Consider the following 12445-nt stretch of genomic DNA (forward strand, 5'->3'; position numbering starts at 1 on the left):
CACTGTGCAAAAAGTTTGAAATTTACTGAAAATTACACAAAATAATAAGCATTTCTAGTAAAAATGTCTTTGCATATTCATACGAACTGATTTATAATAAATCGGTCTAATTAAACAGCATACGCTAAATACAGAAAAGGGAGATATAGAAATGAAAAAATGGGGTACACTTTCACTAACTTTGCTGCTTGCAGTAGGACTACTGACGGCCTGCGGTCAAAATAAGAATGGCAATGATTCCGCAGCTAGCGGAGAAGCTAACACCGGATCTACTACCAAAAAAACACTGACACTGGGTACTAGCGCGGATTTCCCGCCTTATGAATTCCACAAGGTTATTGACGGTAAAGACAGCATCGTTGGTTTTGACATCAACATTGCCAAAGATATCGCCGCTGACATGGGCGCTGAGCTTGAGATTAAGGATCTGCCTTTTGATTCCCTCCTGAATGAATTGTCGAGCGGAAGAATCGATATGGTCATCTCGGGCCTCAGCCCAACGGAAGAGCGTAGGAAAGCAGTCGAGCTGTCCGATATCTACTACAAAGCAGAGCAATCTGTGGTTGTTCGCGAAGCAGATAAGGACAAGTTCTCGACGATGGACTCGCTTAAAGGAACGAAGATCGGCGTTCAGACCGGATCGATCCAGGAAGAGCTCGCTAAAGGCATTGAAGGCGCACAATTGACTTCCCTTGGCAAAATTTCCGAGATCGTGCTCCAGCTGCAATCCAACCGCGTGGACGCTGCCATTATTGAAGGTCCTGTTGCGAAGTCCTTTGTAAAGAACGTTAAAGGAATCGTAATTACAGATGCCAAACCAGAAGCTGAAGATGATGGTTATGTGGTAGGGATCAAGAAAGGCAACACAGAGCTGCTGGATCAAGTTAACAAGACACTTAGCCGACTGAATTCCGAAGGTAAGATTGAGCAATACGTAACAGAAGCAAGCGAACTGGCTGAAAAGTAATTAATCTGTTATCAATTGGAATGAACAGCTGTACTTACAGAAAATAGCGGTGCTTGTTCCGCTGTTTTCTATTTTTTTGGAGATTGGAGGTTGTGCAGGTATAATGAACATTTTTAGTTTAGCTTATGATTACCGGAACTTTTTTCTGTCTGGTCTACAGTACACCCTGCTGCTGGCCGTGCTCGGCGTATTCTTCGGTTTCGTACTGGGGATTGCTGTTGCGCTGCTTCGCATGTCCAAATTGCGTGTACTCAGATTTATTGCCACGGCTTGGGTAGAGTTCCTACGGGGGACACCGATGCTGGTGCAGCTCTTCCTTATTCACTATGGTCTGGCCAGCTTTGGTGTCGAGTTCAGCGCAGTGCAATCGGGTGCGATTACACTGTCCATTAACAGCTCCGCATATCTGGCCGAGATTTTCCGGGCAGGGATTCAAGGGGTGGACCGGGGGCAAGTGGAGGCTGCGCGTTCCCTCGGCATGAGACAGGCAATGACGATGCGCCACATCGTGCTGCCACAGGCTTTGAAAAGCGTACTTCCAGCTATCGGCAACGAATTTATTACGATTATCAAGGAATCGTCGATCGTTTCTTTTATCGGGGTGGCAGATCTTATGTTCCAATCCCGTGCGGTAACTACAATTACCTATGACGGGTTTACACCGTTAATTGTCGTTGCTGTGATGTACTTTGTGTTGACCTTTACTATGTCCAAGCTGCTTGGCAGACTCGAAAGGAGGCTGAACACCGATGATCGCCGTTAAGAATCTGGAGAAGCATTACGGAAAGTTGGAAATCCTGAAAGGCATTGATCTGGAGATCCAAAAAGGGGAGGTTGTTGTGGTGATCGGCCCCAGCGGTTCTGGCAAAAGCACCTTTTTGCGCTGCCTGAACCTGCTTGAGCAGCCAACCGGCGGTGAAATCACCTTTGAGGGCGAGTCCATAACCTCGCGCAAGCATGACATTAATCTTACCCGTGAGAAGATGGGGATGGTGTTCCAGCAATTCAATCTGTTCCCGCATATGACCGTACTTCAGAATATCACCTTGGCGCCGATCAAGGTGAAGAAACAGTCGCAGCAGGAAGCTGAGAAATTCGCTCTGAATCTTCTTCGGACCGTCGGTCTGGAGGATAAAAAGGATGCTTATCCGAATCAGTTGTCCGGGGGACAGAAGCAGCGGATCGCAATTGCCCGTGCTTTGGCTATGCAGCCGCATGTGATGCTGTTCGATGAGCCGACCTCTGCACTTGATCCTGAAATGGTCGGTGAGGTGCTGGAGGTCATGAAGAAATTGGCTGAAGACGGCATGACCATGGTGATCGTGACCCATGAGATGGGCTTCGCCCGAGAAGTCGGCGACCGCATTCTGTTCATGGATGGGGGCTTTATTGTTGAGCAGGGAACCCCTGCGGAAGTTTTCGGTAATCCCAAGCATGCGCGGACTCAGGATTTCCTGAGCAAAGTGCTGTAATGCATAATATGTAAAACGGCCCCCGGTAGGTTACCGGAGGCCGTTTTGTTTTAAAGTTCATTTATGTGTCCAAAACATGTATAATAAGTGGTTAATGAACCTGAAAAGGAGTACATACATATGAAAGATGACCTCTGCCGGATCGGCATTATTGATATTGGCTCCAACTCCATTCGTCTGGTAATCTATGACACGACGCCGGCGGGAGGCTATAAGATCATAAAGGAATGCAAATACTCCGCTCGTCTGAGTGAGAAAATAACAAGAGATGGCCGGCTGGATCAGAAGGACATGGAGACCGTTGTCCCGGTGCTGCGTCAGTTCAAGGAGATCTGCGACGGATTCGGTGTAGAGAGAGTCCGGGCAGGTGCAACAGCAGCCATCCGTAATGCTGCTAATTCGGCCGAAATTATATCCTTCCTATCCGAAGCTTCAACGATTCCAATTGAAGTGATCAGCGGTCATCAGGAAGCCTATTTTGGATTCCTCGGGGTGATTAATGCGTTTAATGTCGAGGACGGATTTGTTATCGACATCGGGGGCGGAAGTACGGAGATCACGCTGTTTAGAGGCCGCCGGTATCAGCACAGCATTTCTTTTCCGTTCGGAGCTGTGAATACCAATGTCATGTTCGGCCACGGCGGTAACTGGACAGCGGAGCAGGTTCATAAGCTTCAAGCTTACGTGCTGGGGCGGCTTGTGGAGCATGACTGGCTGACTACCGGGGAAGGCTTGCCTCTGTTCGGACTGGGCGGTACTCTGCGGTCACTGGGTAAGCTGGATCAGAAGAGTAAAGATTATTCGCTGCCAAACTCGCACGGATATACGCTGTCGTCTGAGACGATTGAGCAATTTATGGCTACACTACCGGCGTTGCCGCTTGATAAGCGGAAGGAACTGGACGGGTTGTCCAAAAGCCGGGCGGATATCATTGTCTCCGGTTTGATTATTTTTCACACCGTATACAAATATGTTGGTGCTGTGCAGGCTGTTATCAGCGGAGAAGGCTTGCGGGAAGGCATGCTGCATGATCTGCTGAAGCCGGAGCAGCCGGTGCGGGACAGCGCTCTGGAATTTAGTCTGGATACGATCATTCGCTTTGATATTCGCACCTCCAAGACGCATCTGGATCACATTCACAAACTCGCTCGCAGCCTACTGTCCATGCTTAAGATCGAAGGGGATACCCGGGAGATCGAGATGCTGGTCTATGTCTCCATCATGTTGCACCGAACGGGATCGAATATTAATTATTATCAGTCCAAGCGCCATACGAGATATTGGCTAATGAACTCGCCCATACGCGGTCTCACGCATCGGCAGCTCATCCTGTGCGCCATGATTTCTTCCTATAGCACAAAAAGCCGGAAGCAGAAATTGTCCACCGAACACAAGGACATTTTACTGGCTTCCGACGAAGAGTGGATTCACAAGCTTGGAACGCTTGTTCAGTTGAGCATTGCACTGGACAGCACCGAGATTGGCGTTGTCAGGGGCCTGGAAGGCCATATGCAAGGGAATACCCTCCATATGAGCCTCCAGGGCGACTCAGACATTCTGATCGGTCTTGAAGATATTGAGAACGCTCTGAAAGCATTCAGGAACGTTTGGGGTCTAAAGGTAAAGCTCGACTCCCCTTCCAACGTGTAACATCCATAGCGGCAAACTGGCTCCGGAAAGGGGCCTTTTTGTCGTCCGCGCGTTCATAATATCCATTGGGCTGAAGGAAACTGGATTTGGTGTTATCGCTCAGTGTCAGCTCAAGAATCTTGATGATCTGCGTCCGGATGGTACTGTCATGCACAGGGCACATCAGTTCGATTCGCCGGGTCAGATTTCGTGTCATCCAGTCTGCACTGGAGAGATAGACCTCTGGCTTGCCGCCGTTCTCAAAATAATAAATGCGTGAATGCTCCAGGAAGCGGTCCACGATGCTGCGCACCGTAATTCGTTCGCTTAATCCTTCAATTCCCGGCCGCAGGCAGCAGACCCCGCGCACGATGAGATCAATGGATACGCCGGCCTGGGCTGCGATGTAGAGATCGTCGATGACCTGCTGGTTGGACAGGGAGTTCATCTTGGCGATAATACGGGCCGGACGTCCAGCCGCAGCATGCTCAGCCTCACGCTGCATCAGCTTCTGTAAGGACAGGCTCATGTTGGTTGGCGCGACGATGAACGAATTCCAGTCATAATTGGCGGAGTAGCCGGTCATTTGATTGAACAGCTCGGAAGCGTCCAGACCGATGTCGGTATTCGCGGTGAACAAACTCAAGTCCGTGTAAGCCTTGGCGGTACTGTCATTATAGTTACCGGTCCCGACATGCACATACCGTTTCAGCTCTGTGCCTTCCTGGCGTACAATCAACGTGATCTTGGCGTGGGTCTTGAGTCCGACCAGGCCGTAGACGACATGGCATCCAGACTGCTCAAGCTTGCGCGCCCAAGCAATGTTGCGCTCCTCGTCGAAGCGGGCTTTAAGCTCAACTACGACCGTGACCTGCTTGCCCGACTCGGCGGCGTTTGCCAAGGCAGTAATCAGCGGGGAATTGCCGCTGACCCGGTACAGTGTCATTTTGATGGCCATGACCTGTTCGTCTTCAGAGGCTTGAATAATAAAATCCGTCATCGCGTCAAAGGATTCGTACGGATGATATACCAGCACATCACGTTCTTGCAGCACTTCGAAGAAGTCTTCATTCTCTTCAAACTCCACCGGATATAGTGGCTCCACCGGAGGGTAGTTCAAGTAACTGAAGCCTTTAAGGCTACCAGCAAACTGGCGCAGGAATCCGAGATCCAGCGGACCGTCAATCTCGAATACGAAATCCTCGATTTCGAATTCAGCCTGCAACTGCTCCAGCGCATAGGGGTGGATGCCTTTTTGTACTTCAAGCCGGGCCGGTACGCCGCGTCTGCGCTTGCGCAGCTCTTTTTCAATCTCCTCCAGCAGGTCCTCAGCGCCTTCCTCATCAATCGTAAGGTCCGAATTGCGTGTCAGGCGGAACTCGCTAACTGAGACTGGCTCATAGCCGCTGAACAAGGTCTGGATATGATGTCTGATGACATCTTCTATGAATACGAACTGCCGCTTCTTGCTGTTGGAGCGATGGGGCAGAGGGATACATCTAGGCAGATTGGACGGGATTTGCAGGATGGCAAAATACGGTTCTTCCTCTAGAGCATTTTTACGGGAGAGAACCACCGCCAAGTAGATGAATTGGCTATGTACTAGCGGAAACGGACGGCTCTGGTCCACTGCCATCGGCGTAAGAACGGGATAAATAATGTCGCGGTAATATTGTTCTATGGAAAGTTCCTGTGCATGTGTCAAATCGCCGTAATCAACGAATACAATGCCTTCCTTGTGCAGATTCCTGGAGATATCGCGGAAGGTGCGGTACTGGTCTGCGATGATTTTGGAGACCCGTTTGAAGAGGCGTTTGTACAAGCCGGATGGAGTATAACCGGTGAAGTCTTTTTTCGTATATCCTGCACGGATCTGATCCTGGATGCCCGCTACACGCACGCTGATGAACTCATCCAGGTTGCTGGACACAATAGCCAGAAATTTGGCCCGCTCCATCAACGGGTTGTCCACATCTTGGGCCTCTTGCAGTACCCGGCGGTTAAATTCGACCCAACTGAGGTCCCGGTTGAGATAGGCAGTGGCAGGACTGCTGCTAAAGATATTCTTTTTCTCTTCTTCGATCATTTTGCTCATGGCCCCTCCACGTCATTCTTTTTTCTTTCGTTACCGCTTTGGTGGCGGTGCAGCCGTAATTTCGGCTTATCGTATTTTACCATTTTACTATTTGAAGAAGATAGTTTTGTTAAATCTGTGTAAAATCTTTGGTTTAATTTGCCGAAAGTTTGCGCTGCAGGTCGGATAGTGAAATATAAGTTAACATAATAATGGTTATGTAACCTATATTGTTCTCCAAATAAAAGCCCTCTTTTTCGTTAAAAAGAACAGTTCTTTCAAAATGGTAACAATTGCTTTGGCACTGGTTACAAAATTGTGATATATTCGATTCTGTTAGTTTACAAAGAGCTGCATTTTGATGCCCTTTAGTAATTCATACATAGCTACAGGGTAAAGACTTGCGCAGTGCGCTGTTCAATGGCCGCCGTGCATTGTAAACCAAGGAGGAAGAAATGAAGATTAATTTCAAAATGATCAAAACCTTTGCTGCTCTTTTAGGAATCAGCGCTGCGCTGCAAGCCGTTCCTGTCCATGCTGATGGCATTCACACGGCTAAGGAAGGGAACACTTTCTATACGTTGTCCAAGCAATACGGAGTCAGTGTTGACGCCTTAATGAAAGCTAACCCGCAGGTGTCTGCAACGAACATTTACTCAGGCTTGAAACTGAACATTCCTGGGAAGACACCTACGCTGGTAGCTCAAAGCGAATCTGCCAAAGCGGAGGTCATTACTGCCAATCTCAACGTTCAACCGGAAACCAATACCGTGTCTGCTTGGGGAAAAGTGTTCAACTATGACCGGACGCTGCAGGTCAAAGCTTCGGCTTACTCGTCTGCAAGCAGCGAGAACGGGAAATGGGGCGCGGTCGATTACCTTGGCAACCCACTGAAGCTGGGTACGATTGCTGTAGATCCATCCGTGATTCCAATCGGCACTAAAGTTCTGGTGACAGGTTATACTCACCCTGGACTACCGAAGTCCGCTTTTGTTGCTACCGCTACCGATATGGGTAGTGCCATCAAGGGAAACCGGATTGATATTTTTATCCCGGGAAGCCCGAGCTTTGTAGCTGACTTTGGTTATCAGTATGTACAATTATACGTTATTCAATAGTTCATTAAAAACTTCATATGAAATACAAACGGAGGATGACCGCTGATAGCGGCGTCCTCCGTTTTTTGTTATTTGCTTTTGGAAATTTGCAGAAGCTGGGGAACAGTTACGAAGGTGTAGCCCCTTTGTCGCAGGCTCGTAATCACCTCGGGCAGCGCCTGTATGCTTCCCCTCAGGTTGCTCCCATGTCCGCCGCCGCCATGCTGCAGAATGATCGCTCCCTTGCCGGCATGAGAGAGGATGTTGTTCTTGACCTGTGTCTTGGAGAGCCCTTTCCAATCCAGCGAATCCACATTCCAGTTGACCAGCTTGTAGCCATGCGATTTCGCCCATTTAAGCTGCTGTTCATTGATATCTCCATAAGGAGGGCGAATCAGGCGGGGTTTATAGCCCGCGATGGCTTGCAAAATATTTTCAGTACGAACAATCTGTGTCCGAAAATCATTCAGTCTCAGCTTCACAAACTGCGGATGATTATACGAGTGGTTGCCGATGACGTGTCCTTCCCTGATCATGCGGGCAACGAGCCCTGGATGTTTCTCTGCCCGGCTTCCTACGACAAAAAAGGTGGCCTTCACTTTGTACTTGCGGAGGACATCTAGCAATTGCGGAGTAAAGCGCGGGTCGGGCACATCATCGAAGGTAAGGGCGATGATCTTTCGCCGGGGGCCGCTGGTCTTGATCGTCTCAGGATATTTGTGCAGCAGTTGGCTTAGTGTAAGCCCTTTGGAATCCTTCCGCGGCCGGGCTGCTTCCAAGGAAGACGTTGTCTCGGCAGGCTCTGCGGGATTTCCTTTGGGGAAAAAAGCCTCAGGATCATAGGAGCTAATCTGCTGCCCAGATGTCTGATTAGTAATAGCTGAAGCATTTATTGGTGCAGGGGGAGAAAATAGCAGGGAGCAGATCACCGTTGTCATGAGGGTCAGTCTCCAGCCCTTGGACAGATCATTCATCCGAAAGCACCTCCTTTTTTGTCATGATCACGGCCATTATCTTCCTTTGTTATCTCCCAGAATGCCGGATTTTATGCTGTCCCCGTCGTTCTGTGGCCAATATTTCTTCTAGCAGGCAATGCGTGTATACTTATGAAACGGGACAATGAAAATGCCCGATAGATAGGGATCAGGGAAGGATGGAGACAAGTATGCCGAATTTATTCACCCCTTATGAATTGAAAGGATTATCGCTGAAAAATCGGATTGTGATGCCTCCAATGTGCCAGTATTCCGTGGACAAGCAGGATGGCATCCCTAATGACTGGCATTTTGTGCATTATGTCAGCCGTGCCGTTGGCGGTACAGGCTTTATTATTGTAGAGATGACGGGTGTTCACCCGGATGGCCGCATCACGAACCAAGACACCGGGATTTGGGATGACGGACAGATTGAAGCTTATCGCAAGCTCACAGATGCCGTGCATAGTCATGGTGCCAAAATTGCGATTCAACTTGGCCATGCTGGACGTAAGGCAGTGGATGCGAAGCCGCCGGTAGCACCGTCTGCAATACCTTTCGACAGCCGCTCTAAGACTCCTAAAGCTTTGTCTCGTGAAGAGATCGCTGAACTGGTTGATGCCTATCGTGAAGCTGCGCGCAGAGCGGTGGAAGCAGGGTTTGACAGCGTGGAGATCCATGGTGCGCACGGATACCTGATTCATCAGTTCCATTCTCCGCTGACGAATGTCAGAGAAGATGAGTATGGCAAGGATCTGGGCTTGTTCGGTGAGCAGGTCGTCAGAGCCGTCAAAGAAGTGCTGCCAGCGGACATGCCTGTTATCATGCGGGTTTCAGCCAAGGAGTATGTAGATGGGGGATATGACCGTGAGTATGCGCTCAAATTCTGCACCCGTTATCGCGATGCAGGGGTAGATCTGTTCCATGTATCCTCCGGCGGGGAAGGTCCAATCGGCTCCAATGGAGGACCGAATGCCGTTCCGGCATATCAGGCGGATCTGGCCGAGTACTTACGGAACGGACTTCAGGTACCTGTGATTGCCGTAGGGCGTTTGGAATCCTATTCGGATGCACAGGCCATAGTAGCAGAGGAGCGTGCTGAGCTGATCGCGGTTGGGCGTGGCATGCTGAGTGATCCTTACTGGGCACTGCATGCAGAGGAAGCGCTGGGAGGCGCAAATCAGGTGCCCAAAGCTTATGAGCGCGGGCTGTGGAATAGAAAATAGATTGTTGTTAGTGTGAATATTGTCACAGATTTCAAGCTCCTTCTAAGGCAATCTTTAATAAGATTAAATTTGAAGGAGCTTGATAACGTGGCGACAGTTATAAGTAACGAACGGCTGGCAGAAGGGGTCTTCCATCTCAGGGTGGAGGGAAATCATGGCGGACAAATGGGTCAATTCTACATGCTGCGGGCATGGGGAGCCTATCCGCTGCTGTCCAGGCCGCTTAGTATACATCAAGTAAATGATGATGGAGTTGAATTTCTGTATCATGTGGTTGGGGAAGGTACAGCAATATTAGCTGGTTTAAATCCTGGTGATACGGTAAATCTGGAAGGGCCGTTTGGTAGCGGGTTTCCGTTTGTTTCCGGTAAAGTAGCGCTCATAGGCGGGGGGATCGGTATTGCCCCGCTTTTTTATTGCGCTGAGAAGCTGCCTCGCAGCGACGTATACTTAGGCTTCAGCAGGGAGGCCTTCCGCACGGAGGCCTTTTCTTCCCGCGCCGCATCCTTAACGGTGGATGTGGGCGGACGGATCCTCGACAGCGTTGATTTTGCTGCGTATGACCATATCTTCGTATGTGGACCACATCCCATGCTGAAATCAGCCCAGCAGAAGGGCCAGGCTGCGATAGAGGCTGGAAGCAGAACTCAGGTATATCTATCGCTGGAGAACCGGATGGCCTGTGGCATCGGTGCCTGTCTAGTATGCAGCGTGTCCTGTCGTGACGGACAGCGCAAAGCCTGCGCAGACGGACCTGTCTTTCTGGCGGAAGAGGTGATTTTCCATGACTAATCTGAGCGCCAAGATCGGCAATGTTCATTTTAAGAATCCAATTGTTATGGCCTCCGGCACCTTTGGCTTTGGACATGAGTATGGAAAAATGTATGATGTGTCCACATTGGGCGGGATCTCAGGCAAAGGTCTGACACTGCATCTCAAGGCGGGCAACCCCGGTATTCGCGTATACGAGACCGCTTCAGGCCTGCTCAACAGCGTTGGACTGGAGAATCCCGGCATAGAAGCGTTCCTCGCCAAGGAATGTCCTTACTGGGAGAACCTTGATACGGTTCGTATCGTCAATCTTGGCGGAGGGACGCTTGAGGATTATGTGCTCGGTGCGGAGCTGATCCAGCAGGACGCAGATGCCCGTCAGTGCGCCGGAACAACTGCTGTGGACATGATCGAACTGAACATCTCTTGTCCTAACGTGAAGGAGGGCGGGATCGCTTTTGGTATCAAAACACCGGCCGCGCAAGAAGTGGTACGGGCCGTGCGGCGGGCCACGCAGCTTCCGCTCGCTGTGAAGCTGTCGCCCCAAGCAGAGGATATCGCCGTGATGGCACAAATGTGTGAGGCGGAAGGTGCGGACGCAGTCTCTCTCATTAATACCATTTCAGGCATGAAAATTGATGTCCGCAAACGTAGCAGTGTGTTCAACAATCTGTATGCCGGATTATCCGGTCCGGCCATTAAGCCAGTTGCACTACGGATGGTGCATCAAGTGTCCAAGAACGTGAACATTCCCGTCATGGGCATGGGCGGAATCACCTCAGCCACCGATATCATTGAATTCATTATGGCCGGGGCTACGGTGGTTCAGGTGGGAACTTACAACTTTATGAATCTGCGGGCCGGTAGCACGCTGGCAGATGAACTGCTGCAGTTTATGGAGGAAGAAAAGATCGGATCGTTGGACGAAATTCGCGGAATTATATAAATTTCAGGTGCAGCCCCGTGTTTTTTGGGGCTGTTCTCTAAATTCAGCCCTGTTTGAGCCAGTTAAACAAAGCGGTGGGGGTATGAACATGAATCTGAATCAGACTATTTATTGGATAGGCGGTTCCGCCTGCTCTGGGAAAAGTACGATCGCTGCAAGGTATGCGGAAAAGCATGGGCTGGATCTCTATGTCTGCGATGCCCATTCTGAAGTCCATATGAAGCAGATATCTCCACAAAATCATCCGGCCATGCTTAAGAGCACGCTGATGGATTTCAATGAGGCTTTCTGTCACACTGATCCTCAGGAACAGCTAAGACATTACATCCAGTTCTTTAAGGAAGACTTTCTTTTTGTAATCCAAGACCTAGCTGATAAGCCGGCAGACCGGCCTGTGGTTGTGGAAGGCAACCAGTTATTACCGTGCCTTGTCGATCCTTATCTAAAGAGTCATAGTCATCATCGAGCGTTGTGGCTTGTGCCCGCTGAGCCTTTTCAAAGAAAGTTCTACAGCCAAAGACCGTGGATTCACGATGTTTTGAGACAGACAGACGATCCGTTAATTGCTTTTGACAACTGGATGAACAGGGATGCTTCATTCGCAAAATATGTACACAGAGAAGCCGTAGAACTAAGCCGGTATGTCATTGAAGTAGACGGTAGCATAAGCCTTCATGAGAATTTTGAAACTGTTGAGAGAATATTGACTTAGTGGTAACGCTCCTTATTAACAAAGCATGATTTATTAGTAAGGCCTCTTGTGTTCTACCAGAGACAGTCGGTTCCATGATATAGTAAAGTAAGTAACAGAGGTCTCACCTTACTGCCGTAGCAGGTGGGAAGGAAGTTATTTCTTGATGATTCGGTTAAAATAAGAGGAGGCTATGAAATTGGCTGACGAGAACATTCATCCGGGCGATATTGAACTGACCGCGCTGGAGGTTGGCCGTGATCTGCTGCTGCTTATTACCGGAGGCGTCAGCCATATCGGTGCAGCCAGTACAGCTTTTCTGATCGGGGATCAAGTTGAAGTGCTGACCTCAGCTGTTCCTCATCACAAAGAACACACCTTGAGTGAGGGGATTGCTCACAAGGTAGCAACTGCACTGCGGAGATCGGTAACGGTAGTCATGGGCATTCATTATGATGATCTGACCAAGGAGGGCATTCAGCAGGTTGTAGAAATTGTTAATGCCAAAGTGGAACAGTATTTATTGCAACAAAGTTGAAACGGCGGCGGCATCTTTGCGTATGAGATAACAAACAGTTTTTTAAACTTTTCTTTTGGA

General features: G+C 49.5%; 12 protein-coding genes. 10 read left to right on the forward strand and 2 right to left on the reverse strand.

Annotation, left to right across the window (positions count from 1 at the left end; all coding sequences use genetic code 11):
* The first annotated feature begins 151 nt into the window (after positions 1 to 151).
* The 4 genes from ACFVU8_RS03980 (at position 152) to ACFVU8_RS03995 (ending at position 4089) form a co-directional block, all read left to right on the forward strand.
* Positions 152 to 967, forward strand: a complete 816-nt coding sequence (locus ACFVU8_RS03980; protein WP_379464066.1) for a transporter substrate-binding domain-containing protein — start codon at positions 152 to 154, stop codon at positions 965 to 967.
* A 103-nt stretch (positions 968 to 1070) separates the two neighbouring features.
* A complete protein-coding gene (locus ACFVU8_RS03985; protein ID WP_175373186.1) occupies positions 1071 to 1730 on the forward strand; it encodes an amino acid ABC transporter permease in 660 nt (219 codons plus the stop codon).
* A complete protein-coding gene (locus ACFVU8_RS03990) occupies positions 1717 to 2439 on the forward strand; it encodes an amino acid ABC transporter ATP-binding protein (protein WP_175373185.1) in 723 nt (240 codons plus the stop codon). The genes ACFVU8_RS03985 and ACFVU8_RS03990 overlap by 14 nt, the downstream gene beginning before the upstream one ends.
* Positions 2440 to 2559: 120 nt before the next feature.
* On the forward strand, positions 2560 to 4089 hold the full coding sequence (locus ACFVU8_RS03995; protein WP_379464063.1) for a Ppx/GppA phosphatase family protein: 1530 nt from the start codon (positions 2560 to 2562) through the stop codon (positions 4087 to 4089).
* Here the strand turns inward: ACFVU8_RS03995 and ppk1 are convergent.
* A complete protein-coding gene (gene ppk1, locus ACFVU8_RS04000; protein WP_175373352.1) occupies positions 4037 to 6154 on the reverse strand; it encodes a polyphosphate kinase 1 in 2118 nt (705 codons plus the stop codon). The two genes, ACFVU8_RS03995 and ppk1, sit on opposite strands and share 53 nt — an antisense overlap.
* Positions 6155 to 6597: 443 nt before the next feature.
* On the opposite strand from ppk1, the gene ACFVU8_RS04005 reads away from it, so the two are divergent.
* Positions 6598 to 7260, forward strand: coding sequence for a 3D domain-containing protein (locus tag ACFVU8_RS04005; RefSeq protein ID WP_387425923.1), 663 nt, complete (start codon positions 6598 to 6600; stop codon positions 7258 to 7260).
* A 68-nt stretch (positions 7261 to 7328) separates the two neighbouring features.
* Here the strand turns inward: ACFVU8_RS04005 and ACFVU8_RS04010 are convergent, their stop codons facing one another.
* A complete protein-coding gene (locus tag ACFVU8_RS04010; RefSeq protein ID WP_387425924.1) occupies positions 7329 to 8213 on the reverse strand; it encodes a polysaccharide deacetylase family protein in 885 nt (294 codons plus the stop codon).
* 191 nt (positions 8214 to 8404) lie between these two features.
* Between ACFVU8_RS04010 and ACFVU8_RS04015 the strand changes: the two genes are divergently transcribed.
* The 5 genes from ACFVU8_RS04015 (at position 8405) to lpdD (ending at position 12385) form a co-directional block, all read left to right on the forward strand.
* Positions 8405 to 9439 carry an NADH:flavin oxidoreductase/NADH oxidase gene (locus ACFVU8_RS04015; RefSeq protein ID WP_387425925.1) on the forward strand — a complete coding sequence of 345 codons (1035 nt, stop codon included), beginning with the start codon at positions 8405 to 8407 and terminating at the stop codon, positions 9437 to 9439.
* An 87-nt stretch (positions 9440 to 9526) separates the two neighbouring features.
* Positions 9527 to 10231: a dihydroorotate dehydrogenase electron transfer subunit gene (locus ACFVU8_RS04020; RefSeq protein ID WP_387425926.1), complete on the forward strand. Its 705-nt coding sequence runs from the start codon at positions 9527 to 9529 to the stop codon at positions 10229 to 10231.
* The gene (locus ACFVU8_RS04025) at positions 10224 to 11156 is read left to right on the forward strand and encodes a dihydroorotate dehydrogenase (RefSeq protein ID WP_387425927.1); all 933 of its coding nucleotides are present in this window, start codon (positions 10224 to 10226) and stop codon (positions 11154 to 11156) included. Before ACFVU8_RS04020 ends, ACFVU8_RS04025 begins: the two co-directional genes overlap by 8 nt.
* 88 nt (positions 11157 to 11244) lie before the next feature.
* Entirely contained in the window at positions 11245 to 11868 is a 624-nt protein-coding gene (locus tag ACFVU8_RS04030) for a hypothetical protein (protein ID WP_387425928.1), read from the forward strand.
* Positions 11869 to 12046: 178 nt separating this feature from the next.
* Entirely contained in the window at positions 12047 to 12385 is a 339-nt protein-coding gene (gene lpdD, locus ACFVU8_RS04035) for a prenylated flavin chaperone LpdD (protein WP_379464053.1), read from the forward strand.
* Positions 12386 to 12445 lie beyond the last annotated feature (60 nt).

The organism is Paenibacillus sp. NPDC058177 (assembly GCF_042883835.1).
In the GTDB taxonomy this organism is placed as follows: domain Bacteria; phylum Bacillota; class Bacilli; order Paenibacillales; family Paenibacillaceae; genus Paenibacillus_AQ; species Paenibacillus_AQ agri.

What these genes read in the sequence shown, in the direction of transcription:
- ACFVU8_RS04010 (WP_387425924.1), bottom strand. Translation starts at nt 8,213, where the DNA reads ATGAATGATCTGTCCAAGGGCTGGAGACTGACCCTCATGACAACGGTG.
- ACFVU8_RS04005 (WP_387425923.1), top strand. Translation starts at nt 6,598, where the DNA reads ATGAAGATTAATTTCAAAATGATCAAAACCTTTGCTGCTCTTTTAGGA.
- ACFVU8_RS03985 (WP_175373186.1), top strand. Translation starts at nt 1,071, where the DNA reads ATGAACATTTTTAGTTTAGCTTATGATTACCGGAACTTTTTTCTGTCT.
- ACFVU8_RS03980 (WP_379464066.1), top strand. Translation starts at nt 152, where the DNA reads ATGAAAAAATGGGGTACACTTTCACTAACTTTGCTGCTTGCAGTAGGA.
- ppk1 (WP_175373352.1), bottom strand. Translation starts at nt 6,154, where the DNA reads ATGATCGAAGAAGAGAAAAAGAATATCTTTAGCAGCAGTCCTGCCACT.
- ACFVU8_RS04025 (WP_387425927.1), top strand. Translation starts at nt 10,224, where the DNA reads ATGACTAATCTGAGCGCCAAGATCGGCAATGTTCATTTTAAGAATCCA.
- ACFVU8_RS03995 (WP_379464063.1), top strand. Translation starts at nt 2,560, where the DNA reads ATGAAAGATGACCTCTGCCGGATCGGCATTATTGATATTGGCTCCAAC.
- ACFVU8_RS04015 (WP_387425925.1), top strand. Translation starts at nt 8,405, where the DNA reads ATGCCGAATTTATTCACCCCTTATGAATTGAAAGGATTATCGCTGAAA.
- ACFVU8_RS04030 (WP_387425928.1), top strand. Translation starts at nt 11,245, where the DNA reads ATGAATCTGAATCAGACTATTTATTGGATAGGCGGTTCCGCCTGCTCT.
- ACFVU8_RS03990 (WP_175373185.1), top strand. Translation starts at nt 1,717, where the DNA reads ATGATCGCCGTTAAGAATCTGGAGAAGCATTACGGAAAGTTGGAAATC.